Source organism: Ferrovibrio xuzhouensis (genome assembly GCF_042648965.1).
Taxonomy (GTDB): Bacteria; Pseudomonadota; Alphaproteobacteria; order Ferrovibrionales; family Ferrovibrionaceae; genus Ferrovibrio; species Ferrovibrio xuzhouensis.
The window spans coordinates 169750-190207 of sequence record NZ_JBHRYJ010000005.1 but is presented as its reverse complement, the minus strand read 5'-3'; the positions used below and the strand labels follow the sequence as shown (position 1 = coordinate 190207).

Genomic DNA, 20458 nt, shown 5'->3' with positions numbered 1-20458 from the left:
TTAGACAAACGACATCAATGTCGAGTCGACCTCGACGCTCCAGTGGCCTATTGGCAGGTTGCGTCGCTTGCCTCTACCCAAGCCCCTCGAGATTCCTACATCAACCAACAGGTGCGCAAAAGGGAATTAATCTGTTCGGCTTGGCATACGTTTGTAGGCGATCAGGAATCGTAGGCGGTCTGCGGGATAGGCAAGTTCATCACCTAAAATTCCGCCCCTCCGGAAAGCTCCCCACCACATCCTTCACCGGCTTCAGCTCCCTAGGCGGCTTCTTCATTTCGTCCGCCCGCGACAGCACGCCATTGAAGTCCTCATCCAGGTCGATGTCGCCAAGACCGCTTAGCAGATGCGTGCCGTCCATGATTCTGTCGGCTACGACATGGATGACGATGCCCTCCCGCTGTAGCTTGCCTTCGACAATCATCAGCCGGGCGGCCAGCACCTGCTTGCGATAGGCCTCAAAGGTCCGCGGCCAGATAATGATGTTGGCTGTTCCGGTCTCGTCCTCGATGGTGGAAAAGATGACGCCGGAGGCAGTCCCTGGCCGCTGACGCACCAGCACCAGGCCGCCGACGCGGACCTTCTTTCCGTCAGGCAAGGTCATCAGGTCGCGCGCCTGGACGAGCTTCTGGTCCTTGAGCTGTGGCCGCAGCAGGCCGAGAGGATGCGGGCGGAGCGTTAGCGAGGTCTCCCGGTAGTCCTGGACCACGTTCTCGCCCGTCGTCAGCCGCGGCAGCTGGATCTCGGGCTCTGGCCCGGTCTCGACCGGCGGCAGGTTGCTGTTGGCCGAGATGGCGGTCTCGGCGAAGTCAAACAGCGGCAGCGGTGCGTCACTGAGACCTTTGATGTTCCAAAGCGCCGAGCGTCGGTCGAGGCCGAGTGAGCCGAAGGCATCGGCTCGGGCCAGCCGCTCTAGGACGGCCGGTGGCAGGCCAGCCCGCCGCCAGATGTCCCGGATGGCACCGTAGCTGTCGCCGCGGGCATCGGTCAGTCGCTCAGCGTCATCCTGCCGGAAGCCCTTTATCTGCCGGAAGCCGAGCCGTAGCGCATGGCCATGGCGTCCGGCCGTCGGCTCCAGGGTGTTGTCCCAGTAGCTGTAGTTGACGTCGATGGGCCGCACCTCGACGCCATGGTCCCTGGCGTCGATGACCAGGCGGCTCGATGAATAGAAGCCCATGGGCTGAGCGTTCAGGATGGCGGCGGTGAAAGCGGCCGGGTAATGGCACTTCAGCCAGCTCGATGCATAGGCCAGCAGGGCGAAGCTGGCGGCATGGCTCTCGGGGAAGCCATATTCGCCGAAGCCCTCAATCTGGCAGAAGACCTGTTCAGCGAATTCGGGCTTGTAGCCGCGTTCGGTCATGCCGTTGATGAGGCGGTCCCGGAAAGTGCCGATGGTGCCGGTTCGCTTGAAGGTCGCCATGGCGCGCCGGAGCTGGTCGGCCTCACCGGCACTGAAGCCCGCGCTGACCATGGCAATCTTCATCACCTGCTCTTGGAAGAGCGGTACGCCCAGTGTTTTGCCCAGCACCTCCCTGAGGGCCTCGGAGGGGTAGCTGACCGGCTCCTTGCCCTGGCGGCGCAGCAGGTAGGGATTGACCATGTCGCCCTGGATGGGGCCGGGCCGCACAATGGCCACCTCAATGACCAGGTCATAGAAGGTCCGGGGCTGCAGCCGCGGCAGCATGGTCATCTGCGCCCGGCTCTCGATCTGGAAGACGCCCACGGTGTCGGCCTGGCAGATCATGTCATAGGTGACTTTGTCATCCTGGGGGATGGTGGCGAGGTCGTATGACCTACCGTAATGGCGCTCCAGCAGGCCGAAGCACTTGGCGATGCAGGTCAGCATGCCCAGCGCCAGGACGTCGATTTTCAGAAGCCCCAGGGCGTCCAGGTCATCCTTGTCCCATTGGACAATGGTCCGGTCGACCATGCGGGCATTCTCGACGGGGACCAGGTCGGCCAGCGGCCCGTTGGTGATGACGAAACCTCCCACATGCTGGCTGATATGGCGCGGGAAGCTGATGAGCTCATTGGCCAGCTCCACCACGGTCCGGATCAGGGCTGAATCCGGGTCGATACCGGCATCCCGGAGCGAGTCTGGCGAATACCGTTCCTTGGACCACCAGTGCATGGTTCGTGAAATGCGATTGATGGCATCCACGGACAGGCCGAGCGCCCGGCCGACGGTACGGATGGCGAGCTTGGACCGGAAGCTGATGATGGTGGCGGCAATACCTGCCCGGTCCCGGCCGTACTTCTCATAGATATGCTGGATGACCTCTTCACGGCGCTCATGCTCGAAGTCGACATCGATGTCAGGCGGCTCGGCCCGCTCGGCCGAGATGAAGCGCTCGAACAGGACATCCTGGGTGGCCGGGTCGACCGAGGTGACGCCCAGGCAGAAGCAGACCGCCGAATTGGCGGCCGAACCGCGGCCCTGGCAAAGGATGCCGCGGTCCCGGGCGAAGCTGACCATCTCGTAGACGGTCAGGAAGTAGGCCGGATAGTTGAGCTGCTCGATGAGCCGGAGCTCATGCTCGAGCTGGGCCTGTACCTTGGCCGGTATGCCATCGGGGTAGCGTGTTTGGGCGCCCAACCAGGCCAGACGCTCGAGTTCCGCCTGTGGTGTCGCGCTCTCGCCCCGGCTTTCCTCGGGGTAGACGTAAGCGAGCTCGGACAGCGAGAAGCGGCAGCGGCTGGCAATCTCTACGCTGCGGGCCAGGGCCTCCGGGTGGTCCCGGAAAAGCTTGGCCATCTGCGCGGGCGATTTCAGGTATCGCTCGGCATTGGGCTCGGCGCGCAGACCCAGCTCGTCGACCGTGCAGCGATGCCGGGTCGCCGTCAGCACGTCCTGCAGGCGGGCGCGGGTCGGGTGGTGATAAATGACGTCGTTGATGGCGGCCATGGCAACGCCAGACTTGGCCGCGACCTTGGCCCAGCGGTCGATGCGCTGGCGGTCACGACCGCGCATCAGGTTGGAGACGCCCAGTGACAGGTTGTCGCCAATCAGGTCCCGCAGGGCCTCCATCCGGCTGATGAAGGCCTGCTCGACCCGTTTGGGCGCCAGCAGGACGATCTGCTGGCCGTCCAGCCGCTCCATGAGGTCAGCCCAGTAGAGCTCGGCCTCTCCCTTGGGCGCGCGGCGGCGGCCGAGCGAGATGAGCTGGCTGAGGCGGCTGTAGGCAGCCAGATCCATCGGCAGGCAGATGACGCTCGGGGCGTCCCGGAAATCGAGCCTGGCGCCGATGATGAGCTGGATGGCGGCATTCCTGGCGGCCACGTGGGCGCGCACGACACCGGCCAGCGTGTTGCGGTCGGTGATGGCGATGGCAGACAGCCCCAGCAAGGCGGCCTGTTGGACCAGCTCCTCGGCATGGCTGGCACCTTCGAGGAAGGAGAAGTTGGTCAGGCAGTGGAGCTCGGCGTAGGCGGTTGTTGCCGATGCATCGTTGCCATGTCTGTCGACTTGGTGTGGAGCGGACATGGCCACTGGACATAGCCCAGAGTGGCATATGTTCGCAATATGTTCTTGTTCCTATGTTCGACGCCCGGCTTGGCTATAAATGTTGGAAAACGGCCGAATATAGCCTTCGTCAGAAAGCTAAGGCGTTGTCGCCTAGGCGTCCACGAAGGCCCCGAAGTCAGCCCGTGCATATGCCGGGCGCGCCTGGAGAGCAGCCCACCAGGCGGCAACTTTGGGCCGCTGAACCGGCGACAGGGCTTCCGGAGCGATCTCTTCGTCGATCCGCCTGACGAACGGCGCGACAGCGATATCGGCAAGTGAATAGCGGCCGCCGATCAGCCAGCCCCCGGAAATCATGTCTTCCATCTGATCGAGAAGGCCAATGAGCTTGGACCGGGCCTCACCGAGTTCTTCCTCGGTATAGGGACTCCGGGCGACGCGCATCCAGGCTTCGCGCCGTTCCGCGCTGGGGATCTTTGTCAGCATGGCCTGGAGCTCATCCTCCGACATCTTCTCGGCCTTCTTCTGCAAATGGTGTCGCCAGTTGAAGCGGATGAGGTTGCCGATGAGGCCGTCGACATGGCGGACCCAGTTCCGCATCAGGGCGAGGTCGTAGGGGTCATCAGGGCGTAGCCGAGGCTCCGGGAAGATGGTGTCGAGGTATTCGCAAATGGTACCGCTCTCATGTAGCGGCCGCCCGTCATGCAGGATTGTCGGCACCACCCCCAGCGGATTGATCGCCAGATATTCCGGCTGGTGCTGCTGCTGGCGGGACAGGTCTATCTCGTGGGCTTCATAGGCCAGTCCCTTTTCTTCAAGGAAAAGGCGGACCCGTCGGGACGCGCTCGACTTCGGTGAATGGTAGAGAACGATGCTCATTGGCCCTCCCCAGGGACACTGCAGGCCCTGGCCTTATGACTGGCCAGCTAGCGCTCGTTTGGACGCGTTCCGGAGAAGCTATGCCGCTGCCTGAGAGACCTCGGCATTGGCTGATTTCAGGCTGCGGCTGATTTCAGCAGCTGCTTTGGAGACCAAAGCGCCGTATTTCGGGATCAGCTCGACCGGCAACCGGGAGGCAGGGCAGGATATCGACATCGTTGCTATCGGCTTGCCTTCGGAATTCAGAATGGCCGCCGCAACGGCATGCACTTCCGGATCCAGTTCGCCGAAGCTGACCGCATATCCGAGCTCCCGGACCTTGGCGACTTCTTGCCGCAAGCGGTCGGCATCTGTGATGGTCCGCTTGGTCCACGAGACCAGCGGATTTCGGATGTAGGCCTCGCGCTCAGCCTCTTCCATGGCTGCCAGGGCGGCCTTGCCGTTGGAGGCCACATGCAGCGGCGCATGTGCACCAAGCTGACGAACGGTGCGAACCGGCTGTGGTGAATCAAGGCGGTCGATGAGAACGACCTCACCGCCTTCCGGCACCATAAGGTGAATGGTCTCGCGCGTTTCGTCGCGCAGCCATCGCATTACCGGCAGAGCAATCTCGCGTAGCCGCGGCTCCGGATCTGCAGACTTGCTGAGGAGCAGCAGACGGTTTGTGACGGCCCATCGACGACGAGTGCCGTCCACCGGGCGAACGTATCCCGCGTCGTGCAGCGTCGTCAGGCAACGCTGAATCGTGGTCTTGGGTTCCTGTAGTCGGCGAGCAAGTTCGCTGACGCCAATCAGCTGGCTCTCAACGACAGCTTCCAGAACACGCAGGGCAGTTTTGACGCTTTCCACGGCCGGGACCCCAAAAACGGGTTTACAGCCCATGCGATATGCAGATAGCATGGACCACAATACGGAACTAAATGTGCCACAATGCGGAACGAAGGTCAAGCCCTTACGGATCCGTTTCGGGAGAGAGACGAATGAGCGATGCCGCGGTGAAGGCTGCGAAGCCTGCTGATGTCGACGATGTGGGAACCGAGCCTCTCTATACGGTCAACGACGGCTGCGCGACGATCAGGCTGAACCGTCCGAAGCACCTGAACCGCATCCAGGCCGACGATCTCGAGATTCTCCTCGGCTATCTCGACCGCGCGGAAGCCGACCAGAGTGTTCGGGTTGTCGTCTTGACCGGCACCGGCCGGGTTTTCAGCGCCGGGTACAATCTCGGAGACATTGCTGCGGGCCGTAGAGGCAAGGGCGCCCCGGGCGTAGAAGACCAGAGCCCCTTCGAGCAACTGACCAACCGCCTCGAGAATCTTTCCCGCCCGACAATCTGTCGGCTGAATGGTCCCGTATATGGCGGCGCGACGGACCTGGCGCTGTGCTGCGATTTCCGCGTCGGAACCGATGGCTGCGAGATGTTCATGCCCGCCAGCCGCCTCGGTCTGCACTACTACCCGTCAGGCATGGTGCGCTACATAACCAGACTCGGCGTCAATGCCGCCAAAAAGCTGTTTCTCACCGCGCAGACCATCAAATCCGACGAGATGCTGCGCATCGGTTACCTGACCGATGTCGTCAGCCAGGACCAGTTGGATGCCAGAGTGGCCGAGTTAAGCAAAATCCTGGTGGCTCAGGCGCCGGTAGCAACCCAGAACATGAAGAAGAGTGTCAACGAAATTGCACGTGACGCTACCGACCTGGCCGCGGTAGCTGAAAGATTCCACCTCAGCCTTGCCAGCGAAGACATCAAGGAGGGCGTATCGGCCTTCTTCGAGAAGCGTAAGCCGGTCTTTACCGGACGATAAAATCACCGAGCGGCCACCAAAGGCCGCCGGATAAACGGAGGAAACACAATGAAACTCGACCGCCGCCAGTTCCTGGGGACGACCGCCGTTGGCATTTTCCTGCCAAGCCTGGCGCTCGCGCAAAGCAAAGCCTCCGGTGCGCTCTATGAAGCAGCCAAGAAAGAAGGCGAACTGACCTGGTACATCGTCCACATCACGTCGGAGACCGCCGAGAAAATCGGCAGGGCCTTCACCGAGAAGTATCCCGGAGTGAAGGTGAATGTGGTTCGGACCACCGCTCAGGTGGCCTTCCAGCGCCTGAATCAGGACCTGCAGTCGAAAGTCGCGAACTGTGATGTCTTCGCGTCTACAGACCTGGGGCACTATGTCGACCTGAAGAAGCGTAAGCTTCTGATGTCATATGAACCATCCAATGCCAGCGAAATCGATCCGCGGTTCCGCAATGTCGACCCGGACAACCAGTTCATCATTACGTCCGCGACCTTCATCGCCATCCTCTACAACACCGACAAGGTGAAGGCTGCGGATGCTCCGAAGTCGTGGAAGGACCTGATCGACCCGAAATGGACCAATCAGGTGTCCGTCGGCCACCCAGGCTTCTCTGGGTTCGTCGGTACCTGGGTCGTGCAGATGAAGAAGCTCTACGGCTGGGACTATTTCAAGAAGCTGGCGGCCATCAAGCCGCAGGTAGGCCGCTCCATCATCGACACGGTGACGGCAACCGCCTCCGGAGAGCGTAGTGTGGCGGCGGGGCCGGGCGCATTGGCGCAGTATCAGGCTTCCCGCGGCAATCCGATCGGTGTCTCGTACCCCTCCGAGGGGTCAGTCCTGATGGCATCGCCGTCGTCAATTATGGCGAATGCGCCACATCCCAATGCTTCCAAGCTGTTTCTGGAGTTCCTGTGGGGTCCTGAAGTGGCAGATATCACTGCTGCGGAATTCGGAACGCCTCTGCGGCCCGATACCAAGGTGCTCCCGGGCGTCCTGCCACTCGACCAGATGAAGACCATCCGGCCTTCTGTTGAAGAAGTGGTCACGGGCATCCCGGAGGTCACGGAAGACTGGCGCGATCTGTTCGGTATCTGAGGTACGCCAAATGGCAACCGACCTTGGCGTAGATGGAATGAGAAGCGCCGCGCCCAAAGCGCGGCGCTTCTTCCTGGACCCTATGGTCCTGGTATGGATTGCCGTAGCAGTCATTCTGGTTGGTCTCGTTGCCAACCCTTTGGCGCGGCTGCTCATCGACAGTCTCCAGGTTCCCAGGGGCGGCGGATGGACATTTGCCAACTTTGTCGCCGCTTTCGGGCGGGCGCGGCATATTCAGGCGTTCACTAATACACTTCAGCTCGCCACGGCGGTGGCCGTCATTTCCGGCGCTATGGGTGTACCACTGGCCTGGGCTGTGTCCCGAACAGACATGCCATTGCGTGGCTTCATGCATGTTAATGTCCTGGCGGCCTTCATCATTCCTCCGTTTCTCGGCGCCATTGGCTGGATTTTGCTGGCCGGTCCCAATGCGGGCTGGCTGAACCGTGCGTGGATGCTAGTCACCGGAATGGATGCGGGACCCTTCAACGTCTTCAGCTTCTGGGGCCTGGCATTCGTAATTGCCATCTACGTCTACCCCCTGGTCTACATTTTCACCTCGTCGGCATTGGACCTCATCTCTTCGGAGATGGAAGAGGCCGCGGCCATACACGGCGCGGGGACTCTGCGTACAACCCTCCAGGTGACGTTGCCCCTGGCGCTTCCTGCCATACTGGGCGCGCTGATTATCGTGTTTCTGGAGGCGATGGCGCTCTATGGGACGCCCGCACTGATTGCCATCCCCGCCCGCTTTAACGTCGTCACAACCCAGCTCAGCGTGTTCTTCCAATACCCGCTGCGTATTGAGGTCGCTGCCGCATTCTCTATGCCATTGGTAGGCATCACGGTGGTTCTGCTTGTGCTCCAGCGTCTCATGCTGGCGCGCCGCGGGTACGTTTCCGTCAGCGGAAAAGGTGGGGAGCGTCGCCGGGTTCGTCTCGGCTTCTGGCGCTGGCCGATATTCGCCTATGCGTCCTTCATATCCCTTGTCTCGGTCATCCTGCCGCTCTTCGTTCTACTTCAGACATCCTTTGCACGGGCATGGGGCCAAGGCTTGTCCCTGGATAACCTGACGCTAGCCAATTTTCACTACATCCTGTTCGAGCAGATGACGGTCAGGCAGTCCATCTGGAATACCTTCAGCTACTCGGCGGTGACTGCGACGGCATGCTGCGCCCTCGGCTTTTCCATCGCATATATCGTCCATCGCCGCTTGCTGCCGGGCGGGGCAATCCTCGCAGGTCTGACGATGGCGCCATTTGCCGTCCCCGGCATTGTTCTGGCCATCTGTTTCTACGCCGCATATGCGGGGCCACCGTTTCAGCTCTACGGCACCGGTACCCTTATCGTTGTGGCGTTCATTACCCGCTTCCTGCCGATTGCGTTCGCAACCGCAGCTTCAGGCGTGCGGGGGCTACATCCGGAGCTGGAAGAGGCCGTCCGGATTCTCGGCGGCGGACGGTTCACCGTTGTCACCAAAGTGGTGCTTCCGCTCCTGAAGAAGACGCTTCTGGGCGCCTGGATTCTTGTCTTCATCATCTGCACCCGCGAGCTATCGACTGCGATATTCCTGTCTGGGCCGGAGAGCCGAGTCATCTCGGTGCTCACTCTCGACCTCAGTGAGCAGGGTCACTACGAAATTCTGGCGGCGATGGGTGTCGTCCTGCTGATTGTCACGACCGCAGTTGTTGGTGTGGGCATGAAGCTGCTGGGTCGCGATTTTATGCTCCGGAGAAACTGATGGAAAAGCTTGCCCTAAACAAGCTGACGAAATCGTATGCATCGTTCACGGCGGTGAATGGTATTGACCTTCACCTGCGCAAGGGCGAATTCGTTTCGCTGCTGGGGCCGTCTGGCTGCGGCAAGACGACGACGCTCCGAATGATTGCGGGGTTCATTGAGCCAACGGCTGGCGAGATTGTGATGAACGGCCGTGTCCTGTCTGCGGGCAGCAGAATTGTGCCGCCCGAGCATCGCGGCATGTCAATGATTTTCCAGAGCTACGCCATCTGGCCGAATATGACGGTTTACGAGAACGTCGCGTTCGGATTGAAGATGCGGAAGATTGATGCCGCCTCGATGAGGGAACGGATTGGGAAAATCCTCGAGATTGTGCATCTCGAGAAGCTGGCAGACCGGTATCCGAACGAGCTTTCAGGCGGTCAGCAGCAGCGGGTTGCGCTCGCCCGCTCAATTGTTGTGGAGCCAGAGGTTCTCCTCCTGGACGAGCCGCTATCCAATCTTGATGCGAATCTCCGTGAAGAGATGCGAAACGAGATCCGCCGCCTGCACGATGAATTCCATATGACCACCGTTTATGTCACCCACGACCAGTCGGAGGCCATGGCCATATCCGACCGGGTGGCCGTGATGAACCAGGGGCGCATCGAACAGGTCGCGGACCCGTTCACGGTCTATACGAAACCGCAGACCAAGTTCGTCGCCAATTTCATCGGGCGGACCAATATGGTGGAAGGGCGGCTCGAGGGAGAACGGGCTACGTTCGACGGCTTCTCGTTGCCCGTCTGCGCCCTTGCCGACAGGCCCTCGGCTGCAGAATTCACGGCATCGTTGCGGCCACAGAATATCGATGTCGTGAAGACGGTCCCGACTGGAACCGATGACCTTGTTCTTGAGAGCGATGTCGTCAGTCGCTGCTTCCTCGGCGAGAGCTGGGACTATGTCATCAAGCCCAAAGGAAGCTGCCTGAAGCTGAGGGTGTCGGCTCCGGCCGTCAAAGTCTTTGATGTCAACGAGTCGGTTTGGCTGACCATTCAGCCGAGCCGCATTGTGCCAATTCCGAATTGATTAGGTGAGCAGAATGCACGCAAAAGCTCTGGAGCGCTTTACCGTTATCGACCTAAGCCGCATTCGGTCCGGGCCGACCGCTGTACGGCAACTCGCCGACTGGGGCGCCAAGGTCATCAAGGTGGAGGCGATTGAAGAGGACGGGATGTTCGGGACCCGTGCCAGCTCGGATTTCCAAAATCTGCACCGGAACAAGCGCAGTCTGACGCTCAACCTGAAAGACCCGAAGGCCGCTGAAATCATGCGGCGTCTCATCGAGAAAGCGGATGTTCTCGTCGAGAATTTCCGGCCGGACGTAAAGGAGCGCCTCGGTATCGGATATGAGGCGGCCCGGGCGATAAATCCGCGTCTTGTCTATGCGAGCATCTCCGGGTTCGGCCAGACCGGACCCTATGCAAAGCTCCCCGGCTTTGACCAGGTCGCCCAGGGCATGGGTGGCCTGATGTCGGTGACTGGCCTGCCAGGCCAGGGGCCGGTCCGCGTTGGCATTCCGATCGCGGATTTGGGTGCGGGGCTGTATTGCGCCCTCGGCATCCTGACGGCGCTGCTGGAGCGTGAGGTGTCGGGCGAAGGTCAATGGGTGCAGACGTCTTTGCTTCAGGCGCAGGTGGCTCTGCTGGACTTCCAGGCGACCCGCTGGCTGATGGACAAGGAAGTCCCCCAGCAGGCCGGAAACGACCATCCGACCGCTATTCCGACCGGAGTGTTCCAGACCGCGAATGGCTACATCAATATCGCCGTGGCGGGCCAGCCGATGTGGAAGAAGTTCTGCAAGGCAATCGATGCCGAGCACCTGGCGGAAGACCCCAGGTTCGCCGATAGCAAGTCGCGGTCGGAGAACCGCAAAGCTCTGAATGATGCCATCGGCGATAAGACCAAGGGCAAATCATCAGCGGAGTGGATGAAGATATTCGCGGTGGCAGGTGTGCCCTGCGGTCCAATTTACGCAGTGGACGAGGTCTTTGCCGACCCGCAGGTGCAGCACCTCAACCTTGCCCAGCCGGTCATGCATCCCGAGCTTGGCGAGATACATCTGGTAGGGCAGCCCATCATCATGTCGCGGTCCAAGAGTGCCATAGAGACGCCTACGCCCGCCAAAGGACAGCATACCGAAGAGGTGCTGCTGGAACTCGGATATGACAAGGCGGCCATTGAGCAGCTGAAAGGCGGCGGGGTAGTCTGATGCCTTCAATGGGAAGGGTGCTTCGATGACGACAGTCGAGCTTAAGACGACCAAGATACTCGCCGAAATCCGGGGCGGGGTTGGCTGGCTAACCATAAACCAGCCCGAGCGCCGGAATGCCGTGTCCCTTGAGATGTGGGATGGCATTGCGGATGCTGCGGAGACCTTCGAGCGGAATACCGACGTTCGTGTCGTTGTCATTCATGGCGCAGGCGGCAAGGCCTTCGCGTCCGGCGCGGACATATCGGAGTTCGAAAAGAGCCGGGCGAATGCCGAGCAGCAGATTCAGTATGGCGTGGTATCCAGCCGGGGGCGCAAAGCTTTGCAGAGCCTTTCGAAGCCGCTCATCGCGATGATTGAGGGGTTTTGCGTGGGCGGCGGGCTAGCCATTGCCCTGACGGCGGACATTCGTTTCGCGACCCCGGACTCGAAGTTTGCGATACCGGCAGCCAAGCTGGGTCTTGGCTATGAGTATGAAGGACTGGCCGCTCTCGCCCGCCTGGTCGGACCATCAACGGCGAAAGACATGTTGTTCAGCGGCCGCAAGCTGGAGGCCGATGAAGCGCTGCGTGTTGGCCTGATTAACCAGATTGTTGCTTCCGATGCTCTGCAGGCCTTTGTGTCGGATTATGCGGGGACTGTGGCGAACAACGCGCCGCTGACAGTGCATGCCGCAAAGGCTGCCATCCGAGTCTTTGAGCAGTATTCCGCGGACCCGCAATCGAGCGAGGTCGCAAAGCTCGTCGAACGCTGCTTCGACAGCGCGGATTACCAGGAAGGTCGGCGGGCCTTCATGGAAAAGCGCAAGCCCCAATTCCAGGGCAAATAGCCAATACCCCGATACTCTGGAGCTCGCATGTCTGCATTGAAGTCGTCTGCTGTCGTGGCCCACCGTCATGGTGGGCCCGAAGTCCTGGAGCTGGAAAGCATCGACGTCCAGGACCCCGGCCCCGGTGAGATTCGCATCGCTCAGGAAGCGATCGGCCTCAACTATGCCGACATTTACCAGCGGCAGGGCGCGCATGGGCCGACGCAGACCGACAGTTTTCCGGTCATCCTGGGGTCGCAGGGTGCCGGTATCGTGGAGGTGGTCGGCCCTGGGGTTTCGGATTTCAAGGTCGGTCAGGCTGTTACCTACCTCATGCCCGGAGCATATGCTGGTGTCCGGAACGTTCCGGCGGCGCGTGCCCTGCAGATTCCTGACGGGCTGAATGTCGAGCAGGCGGCCGGAACGCTTCTGCGCGGCATGACGGCAGAATATCTGCTGCACCGGCTGTACAAGGTTCAACCCGGCCAAAAGATACTGGTTCATGCCGCTGCGGGCGGAATGGGGCTGATTCTCAGTGCCTGGGGCCGGGCTTTGGGTGCCGAAGTCATCGGTACGGTCGGCAGCGACGAAAAGGTCAGAGTTGCCAAGGATGCCGGATGTCATCACGTCATCAACTACCGGACGGAGCGCTTTGAAGAGCGCGTTCTGGAGCTGACCGCGGGTGAAGGCGTGCATGTGGTCTATGATGCCGTTGGCAAGGATGTGTTCCTGCCATCCCTGAAATGCCTGCGGGTCCGGGGCATGGCAATCAATTACGGCACGGCATCGGGCGATGTTGAGGCCTTCAATTTGCAAATCCTGCACGCCAAAAGTCACTCGATCTGCCGTCCGACGCTACGCAGCTTCACGATCACGACAGAGGAACTCCGGACTTCTGCTGAGACCTATGCTGCAGCAGTCCGGCGTGGGGATGTAAAGGCAGATATCAATAGGCGATATAAGCTGGCAGACGTCCGTCAGGCCCATATCGATCTCGAAAGCCGCAAAACTGTGGGCGCTGCCGTCCTTCTGCCGTGACGAGCTGGTTGGGATGAGCTGGTTATGGCGAGCGGAATTCCGTCTCTACGCACGGAATTCCGTGTTTGAGGGAGATGAGTGGGTTCAAGCAAACATCCCCTGGATGAACCAGCCGTCGAGTGAGCGATACACCCAGTACCGGCGCCCGGCCTCGTCCTCGATGCGGAAATAGTCGCGCGAGACCACATCCAGCCCACCAGGCGTCCATTCGCCGCGGATGCGCTCGGGGCCGTCCACCGATGCTATCCGCCGCCGGATGCGCCGCCAGGTGAAGGCCTCGCCGGTGTTGTCCATCTCGACGATTTCTGGCTGATACATCAGTCGCTGCGGCCGGGGCTCGAGGTCGGGCATCTCTTCATGGGAGCGCGCCGTCGGCGACAGCCGGACAACCGAGGCCTCGGGGGTGCGCCGCTGCACCGGCTCGTAGCGGAAGACGGCTCTGTCGCCGAGGCGGGCCTGCAGCCGGTCGATGAGCTGGGTGAAGTCGCTGCCGGTCTGGTGCGTGCCTTCAAGGTTCGCCTGCTCGGCCGAGAACGGATCGGCCGCCGTTGCCTCGAGGACAAAGGTCTCGAAGCCGAAGCCCGGCATAATGCCGTCCAGAGGGTCTCTGAACAGCCGCGCCAGGTGTTTCGGGTTGCGGCTTGGGGCCGAGGTGCCGATGCGGATGGTCTGGACGTCCCCGTCGACCCGGTAGGCATGCAGGGCCAGCTGTCGGGCGCCGAGATGCTCTTTCTCCAGCAACGGGCAAAGGGTCTCGAGCAGCTGGTCCAGCACCTGCTCGATGGCCTCGCGGGTGGAGATGGGTTCGGCGAGATGCGCCCGGCTGCGCCATGGCGCCGGTTGCTGCCGCGGTGAGATGGGCTCGTCCCGCCGGATGAGCAGGCAGTCGAGCCTTTCGAGCAGCTGCGGGCCGAAGCGCTTGGTCAGCGGCGCTCGCGGCAGGTTGGCAATGGCGCCGACCGTCTTCAGGCCCAGCGTGTTCAGGCTGTCGGCGAGCCTTGCGTCGATACGCAGCGCAGCCACAGGAAGCTGGCCAAGAGGCTCCAGGCAGTCCGGACGGCCGGGCAACACGCCTCCGCCGCCATGGCGCGCCCAGGCCCAGGCTGCGGCCGGGCTGTCGGCGATGGCGCAGCGGGCAATCACATGCATGCGCCGGAAGGATCCCTGCGCGTTGTTGAGCATGGCCTCCTCGCCACCGAAGAGATGCGGGACGCCGGTCACGTCGAGGATGAGGCCGTCGGGGCCGTCCGTGGCGACCCAGGGGGAATAGCGGCCGCACCAGTCGGCCAGCCGTTCCAGGGCCGCCTGGTCGCCTTGTGGGTCGGCCGGGCCGGTGCCGAGGGCCGGGACTAAGGCCATGGCGTCGGCGAGAGTCATGTTTGGCGCCAGCCCCATCCGGGCCGCCATGGTGTTCACGGCATAGAGCCGTGTCGTGTTGGCCGTCGTCTGGATCAGGGCCAGCGGCCCGTACGGCTGGCTACTCAGCCGCCTCCGCAAACGGTCGGTTGGCCATCTGGGCAGCCAGACGGAAAGAAAGCGACGCATGGTCCCATCCCAGTTGCCAGGTTCCTCCGGTCTCGGCGCCGCGGCAGCGCTCCAGGGTCAGCTTCCAGCTCGGGCTGCAGTCCTGGCTGCGGGCCGGTTCGACCAGCCAGCGGGTCAGGGCGGCCGATGGCTGCCGGTCCCTGCGGATGATGAAGCCGATGCCGCCTGAGGCCTCGGCAGCCAGCTGCAGGCGGCGGCTCTCGGTCAGGTCGACTGTTTCGGCCTCAAGCACCACGGCGCCATAGCTGAGCTCCCTGAGGCCTTCCTCGGCCGCCCAGAGGCGATCGTCGCGATGGCGTGCCCAGGCGATAGTCAGGCGCCGGTGGTCCAGCCCGAGTTGGCTCAGGCCCGGGGCGAACAGGCTGGCTTCAGGCGTCACCCACAGGATCTGCCGGAAGGCCTTGTGGCGGCCCAGCAGCGCGGCCAGGAAGCCGGTGGTGGCGGTCAGGTCGCCGATGAGCTCATGGATGCCGCCGAGCCCCAGCCCGAGGCCGGGCAGTCGGGCATCGATCTCGGCCACCCCGATCGGGCAGGCCGCCGTGGACCGCGGACGGGACAGGCCGGTCATGCGCGCGACCTGGCTGCGGAGCTGCTGGAGGGCGGGCGGTTGAATCATGCCAGCATGAATACCCTTGCTGGCCATAAGTTCGCAATATGTTCTTTTTCCTAGACAGAAAGCCTATATTGTGTAGTGCAGATACTTCTGCGCGCAATATGTGGCAGGCGGCGACAGTACGAGGGCAGTGCTCAAAGTTAAGCATCGCCCCCACCCGCTTAGGACGGGGGCGATGAAACAGGGGCACTAAAGGCTAAGCCAAATACCCGCCATCCACGGCAAGAACGGCGCCGGTCGTGAACGAAGCTTCCGGGCTGGCGACATAGGCGACCAGATTTGCGACTTCATCATCTTTGCCCATGCGGTTCAGCGCCGTGAGCGGCGCCGCCAGCTCATGAATGCCTGGGATGTCATTCATATCCGTGTCAATCGGACCCGGTGCGACGACGTTGACGGTGATGCCGCGGGGGCCGAGGTCGCGCGCCAGGCCGCGCGTCAGACCCGTGATCGCGGCCTTGGTCATGCTGTAGACCGATGACCCCGGGAACGCGCTGCGGGCACCTGCGGCACTGCCGATCGTGATGATCCGGCCTCCCGTCTTCATGTACGGGAGTGCGGCCTGTGTTCCAATGAAAACGGCCCGCAGGTTTATTGCGACCACTCTGTCGAAATCAGCCATGCTGAACACGTCGACGACGGCGCGCAGCAGGATGCCCGCGTTGTGGACCAGAATGTCGATCCCGCCGAAACGCTCTGCCGCGGAGTCGATGGCCTTCTTGAGTTCGGCCGCATCGGCGCTGTCGGCTTTGATTGCGAGCGCCTTGCCGCCAGCAGATTCCACCTCGGCCACCAAGGCCGCCGCCTTTGCTTCGGCGGATGCATAGGTGAAGGCCACGGATGCCCCTTCCCGAGCGAACCGGCGGACAATGGCAGCGCCAATGCCGCGCGAGCCACCTGTCACGAAAGCAATCCGTTTATCGAGCATAGTCATTTCAATTCCTCTCTGGGCCATTCATCAGCCCCGCTCTCAATGTTCCAGCAGACCCAGCGGTCAGCAGGGGAGTTCCGTCTCTTGATTGTAGGGTGCGTGGGGCGGGACCGTCGTTAGAAGCCGTTAGTTTTCGCCGGTACATCGACGCGGCATGAGAGCCCTGTGCACAGCACGGCACTCCTCACTAATGCCAACTAACATCGTCTAACTCGCCACGCCGGTTATTCGGATGGATGGTCTCGTTGTCACTCATTGGCGACCCACGAAGCGGCCGTCTATCCGAAAGGAACCAAGAAATGCGCCTCTCAACTCTCGCAGTCATTGCTGCCGTATCGTTTTCGGCTTCCATGCTTGCAACCGTGACAATGGCTGGGACGCAAGTGTGTCGTCAGCCCGTCGATGGCTACGAAACCTACACCGACTGTTATGGCAACCAGCTCAGCGGCACCTCTCTGCGCGCGGCACAGATCGGTGAACTCGTCGACGAAAAGAAGACGCCTGGCGAGATCCAGATGGCTCTGGGTGCGACGATTGTGACCGTCCGTTCGGCTGCCGACACATGCCCCCGAAACACCGTCTGGGTCGGCAGCATGGCGGTGCCAGTGGGAACGTCGGTCCCGCTCTACGATGTCCAGTGCGCCTACTAAGTGCATTCCTGGCATACGACCACTCAGACCTAAACATCGGAGATAACCGAATGAAACGGCTCTTTCTTGCCGCCGCACTGCTCTTCGCCAGCATGGTGGCACCTGTTTACGCACAGCAGAAGCCCACCATTGTGCTGGTGCATGGCGCTTTTGCCGGGTCATCCAGCTGGAATGGGGTGGTGAGCAGGCTGACAGCGAAAGGCTACCACGTCATTGCCGCGGCGAATCCGCTGCGAGGGCCAGGCTTTGACGGCTCCTACGTCAGGGAAATTCTCAAGAGCATCGATGGGCCGGTGGTACTCGTCGGTCATTCCTACGGCGGAAACGTGATCACCAATGCGGCGAACGGTGCCACCCACGTGAAGGCTCTGGTGTACGTGTCGGCATTCGCACCAGATGCCGGGGAATCGGCAGCCGATTTGGCGGGTAAGTTCCCTGGCAGCACGCTGGGTGCTGCACTGGCCCCTGCAGTCGAGCTGCCGGGTGGCGGAAAGGACCTCTATATCCGTCAGGACAAATTTCGTGCCCAGTTCGCCGCTGACGTTTCGGAGAAAGAAGCGCGGTTGATGGCCGTTACTCAGCGTCCGATCGCGGAAGCTGCGCTAACCGAGGCGGCCGGGAATCCAGCATGGAAGAAAATCCCGTCCTGGTTCGCCTACGGCACCAGTGATCGCAACATCCCTGCGGCGGCGATGACGTTCATGGCGGAGCGGGCAGCGGCAAAAGAGACCGTCGTCATCAAGGGAGCCTCGCATGTTCTGATGGTTTCGCACCCAGAGGCGATCGCAAAGCTCATCGAGCGCGCCGCGAACTCAAAATAACTGCCCACGCATCTCACGTTAACCGGATTGGAGACTCCAATGCCTAAACTGCCAGACCACAATCGCCGCCATTTCCTCGGAGTTGCCGCCGCGACGGTCGCGGTTGCCGGAACCGGACTTATCGGCAGCGCACAGGCTCAGCCCGGCGCTATCTCCGCAGCGGGAAGTGACAGATCCATTGGTCCGCTGAAGCAGATCAACGCGGGCCCGCTCAGTGTGAGCTATGTGGATGCTGGCCCGGCAAGCGGGTATCCCATCATCCTCCTGCATGGCTGGCCCTATGACATCCACAGCTATGTCGAGGTGGCCCCATTGCTGGTGGCCGCGGGCTACCGGGTGATTATTCCCTACCTACGTGGCTATGGGCCGACCCGATTCCTCTCCCCAGCCACCTTCCGCAATGGTCAGCCAGCCGCCCTCGCGCTCGATATCATTGCCCTGATGGATGCTCTGAAGATCGAGAAGGCGGTTATCGCCGGTTATGACTGGGGCGGCCGGACGGCGGATATCATCGCTGCACTCTGGCCGGAACGCTGCAAGGCCCTGGTGTCGGTCAGTGGATATCTGATCGGCAGCCAGGAAGGCAACCGGATGCCGCTACCACCGAGGAATGAACTCCAATGGTGGTACCAGTTCTACTTCACGACCGAGCGTGGCCGCGTGGGCTACGACAAGAATCGCTACGAATTCAACAAGCTGATTTGGCAGCTGGCGTCTCCGCAATGGAAATTCAGTGAGGCCACTTATGCGCAGACGGCGGCAGCCTTCGACAATCCGGACCACGTCGCGATTGTGATCCACAACTATCGTTGGCGCCTGGAGCTGGCCGATGGCGAGCGACAATACGATGCCGTGGAGAAGCAGCTCGCTGCCTATCCGGCAGTGACGGTTCCGACTATCACCATGGAAGGCGACGCCAACGGAGCGCCGCATCCAGAACCGGCCGCTTACGCCAAGAGGTTCACCGGCAAGTACGAGCATCGACTGGTCACGGGCGGCATTGGCCACAACCTGCCGCAGGAGGCACCCAAGGCCTTTGCCAAGGCGGTGCTCGACGTCGCGGCGTCCTGATCTGTCGGTGACGAGGTATGGATGAAGAGTTCAACGCTTTCGCGGCATATGGCGGTGGGGCTGAGGCCTCTCGCCAGAGCTCGGCGAACCAGCAATCATCCCTGGAGGAGAAGCCAATGAACAATATGGCTCCTGTCGGCAAGGTTCTCTATACGGGCAAGACGCGCACCACGGGTGGGCGCGCCGGGACAGCGCGCAGCTCGGACGACCGCCTCGACATCAAACTGTCCCCGCCCGGCAGTGTAGGCGCGGGCACCAATCCGGAGCAGCTGTTCGCCGCTGGTTGGTCGGCCTGCTTTGAAGGCGCCATAGCGAATGCAGCGCGCAGCATGCGCGTCGCGATTCCGAAGGAACTCGCCATCGATGCCGAAGTCGACCTGGTGAAGACTGGCGACGAATATTCCCTGCAGGCGCGACTTAACGTCGACCTTCCCGGAATGAACCGCAATATCGCGCAGGCATTGCTGGATCGGGCTCATCAGACCTGCCCGTACTCCAGGGCAACCCGCGGCAACATCGCCGTTCAGATCACCCTGATCTGACGCGACCTGGCCGGACTGCTCCGTCCGCCTCAGTCCCCCTCCGCCCCAGGTCGGGGCAGACCGGCCAGGAAAGTGCATCAATGGAAGGTCTTAACGGCCTACGCTCTGCTGCACCCGCTGCGCAGCAACATTGGAGATATCATGCAAAAGGCACTCAATTATCTGGCCGCCATGCTCGTCGTCGGCGCATCGGCCGGGCTGGCCGTGACCCTGCTACCGACAGGCAGCAACGGTCAGGTCGCTAATGACGGGAACCTGTCTCCGATATATGGCGTGAGCATTCCGGATGGATATCGCCAGTGGCAGTTGGTATCAGTGGCTCACGAGCCGGGATTTGACGAGCTTCGGGCGGTCCTCGGAAACCCGACCGCCATGGATGCCTACGAACGTGATGCGCTCCCATTTCCCGACGGTACCACGCTTGTCAAGCTTGCCTGGAAGCATGAGATGTCTGTCGATTTCCCGGCCGCCTATGTCGCTGGAATGCCAACGACCGTCCAGGTCATGGTCAAAGACACCAAGAAATATGCTTCGACCGGTGGCTGGGGGTTCGGGAAATTCATCGACGGAAAGCCTGCTGGCGTGGAGGAGCACGAAGCCTGCTTCGCCTGCCACGAAGCTCATGTGAAGAATCATGACTTCGTCTTCACGCGATTCTCTAAGTAGGTAATTATTTCACCAACAGGATATAGCCACGACCGGGAATGGTCTTGATAACATCCCGGTCGTCTGACAACGCTTTCCGCAGTTCGCTCATCTGGAAGCGAAGGTTGCCTTCCACTACATGTGTGGTCGGCCAGACGGACTTCACAATCTCGTCTTTCGAAACGATTGTGCCGGGAGATCGCAGAAGCGCGACCAGGATGTCGAATGCTCTGTTGCCGATTTCTACCGGCTGGCCATCACGCAGGACAAGTCGGGCCTGCGGGAATACCTGATAGCGGCCAAAGCAGAAGCCCGAGGCGGCCGCCGCAGCGGCAGTCCCAGCGCCGTCGTCAGCTTCATGTGCTGGCGAACCTTTACGGAGCGACCGATGAACCGCCAGCAGGCGGGCAATTGCCTGCTCTAGCCCCACCAAGCTCAAAGTGTCAGGAGAAATACCGGGAATCCGGGAGAAACCCTCATCGCTAGGGCCGTGGGCGTGCTGTTCTTGAGCCTCGACTTCATGGGGCATGGCAGCGGCCTTTCGGTATACGTCAAATCGAACATATG

19 protein-coding genes are annotated in these 20458 nt (G+C 61.5%); 12 read left to right on the top strand and 7 right to left on the bottom strand.

Annotated features, from left to right (window positions below):
* Positions 1-199: 199 nt before the first annotated feature.
* The 3 genes from ACFOOQ_RS19575 to ACFOOQ_RS19565 all read right to left on the bottom strand — a co-directional run bounded on the left by ACFOOQ_RS19575 (position 200) and on the right by ACFOOQ_RS19565 (position 5191).
* Entirely contained in the window at positions 200-3484 is a 3285-nt protein-coding gene (locus tag ACFOOQ_RS19575) for an error-prone DNA polymerase (RefSeq protein WP_379729454.1), read from the bottom strand.
* Positions 3485-3616: 132 nt separating this feature from the next.
* Complete coding sequence (locus ACFOOQ_RS19570; protein WP_379729354.1) at positions 3617-4342, bottom strand: glutathione S-transferase family protein; 726 nt, start codon at positions 4340-4342, stop codon at positions 3617-3619.
* A 78-nt stretch (positions 4343-4420) separates the two neighbouring features.
* Complete coding sequence (locus tag ACFOOQ_RS19565) at positions 4421-5191, bottom strand: IclR family transcriptional regulator (RefSeq protein WP_379729353.1); 771 nt, start codon at positions 5189-5191, stop codon at positions 4421-4423.
* A gap of 131 nt (positions 5192-5322) precedes the next feature.
* Between ACFOOQ_RS19565 and ACFOOQ_RS19560 the strand changes: the two genes are divergently transcribed.
* From ACFOOQ_RS19560 to ACFOOQ_RS19530, 7 genes are read left to right on the top strand one after another with little or no spacing between them, the layout of a single operon-like run.
* Positions 5323-6150 carry an enoyl-CoA hydratase/isomerase family protein gene (locus ACFOOQ_RS19560; RefSeq protein WP_379729352.1) on the top strand — a complete coding sequence of 276 codons (828 nt, stop codon included), beginning with the start codon at positions 5323-5325 and terminating at the stop codon, positions 6148-6150.
* A gap of 48 nt (positions 6151-6198) precedes the next feature.
* Complete coding sequence (locus ACFOOQ_RS19555; RefSeq protein ID WP_379729351.1) at positions 6199-7236, top strand: ABC transporter substrate-binding protein; 1038 nt, start codon at positions 6199-6201, stop codon at positions 7234-7236.
* Positions 7237-7246: 10 nt separating this feature from the next.
* Entirely contained in the window at positions 7247-8977 is a 1731-nt protein-coding gene (locus tag ACFOOQ_RS19550) for an ABC transporter permease (RefSeq protein ID WP_379729350.1), read from the top strand.
* A complete protein-coding gene (locus ACFOOQ_RS19545; protein WP_379729349.1) occupies positions 8977-10044 on the top strand; it encodes an ABC transporter ATP-binding protein in 1068 nt (355 codons plus the stop codon). The genes ACFOOQ_RS19550 and ACFOOQ_RS19545 overlap by 1 nt, the downstream gene beginning before the upstream one ends.
* Positions 10045-10057: 13 nt before the next feature.
* On the top strand, positions 10058-11227 hold the full coding sequence (locus ACFOOQ_RS19540; RefSeq protein WP_379729348.1) for a CaiB/BaiF CoA transferase family protein: 1170 nt from the start codon (positions 10058-10060) through the stop codon (positions 11225-11227).
* Positions 11228-11252: 25 nt separating this feature from the next.
* Positions 11253-12056 carry an enoyl-CoA hydratase gene (locus ACFOOQ_RS19535; RefSeq protein ID WP_379729347.1) on the top strand — a complete coding sequence of 268 codons (804 nt, stop codon included), beginning with the start codon at positions 11253-11255 and terminating at the stop codon, positions 12054-12056.
* A gap of 27 nt (positions 12057-12083) precedes the next feature.
* On the top strand, positions 12084-13073 hold the full coding sequence (locus ACFOOQ_RS19530; RefSeq protein WP_379729346.1) for a quinone oxidoreductase family protein: 990 nt from the start codon (positions 12084-12086) through the stop codon (positions 13071-13073).
* 84 nt (positions 13074-13157) lie between these two features.
* Here the strand turns inward: ACFOOQ_RS19530 and ACFOOQ_RS19525 are convergent, their stop codons facing one another.
* The 3 genes from ACFOOQ_RS19525 to ACFOOQ_RS19515 form a co-directional block, all read right to left on the bottom strand.
* Positions 13158-14618 carry a Y-family DNA polymerase gene (locus tag ACFOOQ_RS19525; protein WP_379729345.1) on the bottom strand — a complete coding sequence of 487 codons (1461 nt, stop codon included), beginning with the start codon at positions 14616-14618 and terminating at the stop codon, positions 13158-13160.
* The gene (locus tag ACFOOQ_RS19520) at positions 14551-15234 is read right to left on the bottom strand and encodes an ImuA family protein (protein WP_379729344.1); all 684 of its coding nucleotides are present in this window, start codon (positions 15232-15234) and stop codon (positions 14551-14553) included. The genes ACFOOQ_RS19525 and ACFOOQ_RS19520 overlap by 68 nt, the downstream gene beginning before the upstream one ends.
* A 193-nt stretch (positions 15235-15427) precedes the next feature.
* On the bottom strand, positions 15428-16165 hold the full coding sequence (locus ACFOOQ_RS19515) for a 3-oxoacyl-ACP reductase family protein (protein ID WP_379729343.1): 738 nt from the start codon (positions 16163-16165) through the stop codon (positions 15428-15430).
* 296 nt (positions 16166-16461) lie between these two features.
* Between ACFOOQ_RS19515 and ACFOOQ_RS19510 the strand changes: the two genes are divergently transcribed.
* The 5 genes from ACFOOQ_RS19510 to ACFOOQ_RS19490 all read left to right on the top strand — a co-directional run bounded on the left by ACFOOQ_RS19510 (position 16462) and on the right by ACFOOQ_RS19490 (position 19912).
* Positions 16462-16812 (top strand): hypothetical protein, encoded by a 351-nt coding sequence (locus tag ACFOOQ_RS19510; RefSeq protein ID WP_379729342.1) that lies wholly within the window; start codon positions 16462-16464, stop codon positions 16810-16812.
* 50 nt (positions 16813-16862) lie between these two features.
* The gene (locus ACFOOQ_RS19505) at positions 16863-17633 is read left to right on the top strand and encodes an alpha/beta fold hydrolase (protein WP_379729341.1); all 771 of its coding nucleotides are present in this window, start codon (positions 16863-16865) and stop codon (positions 17631-17633) included.
* A 39-nt stretch (positions 17634-17672) separates the two neighbouring features.
* Positions 17673-18704 carry an alpha/beta fold hydrolase gene (locus ACFOOQ_RS19500; protein WP_379729339.1) on the top strand — a complete coding sequence of 344 codons (1032 nt, stop codon included), beginning with the start codon at positions 17673-17675 and terminating at the stop codon, positions 18702-18704.
* 17 nt (positions 18705-18721) lie between these two features.
* Positions 18722-19246: an organic hydroperoxide resistance protein gene (locus ACFOOQ_RS19495; RefSeq protein ID WP_379729338.1), complete on the top strand. Its 525-nt coding sequence runs from the start codon at positions 18722-18724 to the stop codon at positions 19244-19246.
* Positions 19247-19387: 141 nt separating this feature from the next.
* Positions 19388-19912, top strand: a complete 525-nt coding sequence (locus tag ACFOOQ_RS19490) for a cytochrome P460 family protein (RefSeq protein ID WP_379729337.1) — start codon at positions 19388-19390, stop codon at positions 19910-19912.
* Between the two features lie 4 nt (positions 19913-19916).
* Here ACFOOQ_RS19490 and ACFOOQ_RS19485 read toward each other — a convergent pair whose 3' ends face one another.
* Complete coding sequence (locus tag ACFOOQ_RS19485) at positions 19917-20420, bottom strand: winged helix-turn-helix domain-containing protein (protein ID WP_379729336.1); 504 nt, start codon at positions 20418-20420, stop codon at positions 19917-19919.
* Between the last annotated feature and the right edge of the window lie 38 nt (positions 20421-20458).

Coding starts and splice junctions, on each gene's coding strand:
- ACFOOQ_RS19550 (WP_379729350.1), top strand. CDS start 7,247: ATGGCAACCGACCTTGGCGTAGATGGAATGAGAAGCGCCGCGCCCAAA.
- ACFOOQ_RS19515 (WP_379729343.1), bottom strand. CDS start 16,165: ATGACTATGCTCGATAAACGGATTGCTTTCGTGACAGGTGGCTCGCGC.
- ACFOOQ_RS19505 (WP_379729341.1), top strand. CDS start 16,863: ATGAAACGGCTCTTTCTTGCCGCCGCACTGCTCTTCGCCAGCATGGTG.
- ACFOOQ_RS19540 (WP_379729348.1), top strand. CDS start 10,058: ATGCACGCAAAAGCTCTGGAGCGCTTTACCGTTATCGACCTAAGCCGC.
- ACFOOQ_RS19495 (WP_379729338.1), top strand. CDS start 18,722: ATGGATGAAGAGTTCAACGCTTTCGCGGCATATGGCGGTGGGGCTGAG.
- ACFOOQ_RS19490 (WP_379729337.1), top strand. CDS start 19,388: ATGCAAAAGGCACTCAATTATCTGGCCGCCATGCTCGTCGTCGGCGCA.
- ACFOOQ_RS19485 (WP_379729336.1), bottom strand. CDS start 20,420: ATGCCCCATGAAGTCGAGGCTCAAGAACAGCACGCCCACGGCCCTAGC.
- ACFOOQ_RS19510 (WP_379729342.1), top strand. CDS start 16,462: ATGCGCCTCTCAACTCTCGCAGTCATTGCTGCCGTATCGTTTTCGGCT.
- ACFOOQ_RS19575 (WP_379729454.1), bottom strand. CDS start 3,484: ATGTCCGCTCCACACCAAGTCGACAGACATGGCAACGATGCATCGGCA.
- ACFOOQ_RS19520 (WP_379729344.1), bottom strand. CDS start 15,234: ATGATTCAACCGCCCGCCCTCCAGCAGCTCCGCAGCCAGGTCGCGCGC.
- ACFOOQ_RS19570 (WP_379729354.1), bottom strand. CDS start 4,342: ATGAGCATCGTTCTCTACCATTCACCGAAGTCGAGCGCGTCCCGACGG.
- ACFOOQ_RS19500 (WP_379729339.1), top strand. CDS start 17,673: ATGCCTAAACTGCCAGACCACAATCGCCGCCATTTCCTCGGAGTTGCC.
- ACFOOQ_RS19560 (WP_379729352.1), top strand. CDS start 5,323: ATGAGCGATGCCGCGGTGAAGGCTGCGAAGCCTGCTGATGTCGACGAT.
- ACFOOQ_RS19555 (WP_379729351.1), top strand. CDS start 6,199: ATGAAACTCGACCGCCGCCAGTTCCTGGGGACGACCGCCGTTGGCATT.
- ACFOOQ_RS19545 (WP_379729349.1), top strand. CDS start 8,977: ATGGAAAAGCTTGCCCTAAACAAGCTGACGAAATCGTATGCATCGTTC.
- ACFOOQ_RS19530 (WP_379729346.1), top strand. CDS start 12,084: ATGTCTGCATTGAAGTCGTCTGCTGTCGTGGCCCACCGTCATGGTGGG.
- ACFOOQ_RS19535 (WP_379729347.1), top strand. CDS start 11,253: ATGACGACAGTCGAGCTTAAGACGACCAAGATACTCGCCGAAATCCGG.
- ACFOOQ_RS19525 (WP_379729345.1), bottom strand. CDS start 14,618: ATGCGTCGCTTTCTTTCCGTCTGGCTGCCCAGATGGCCAACCGACCGT.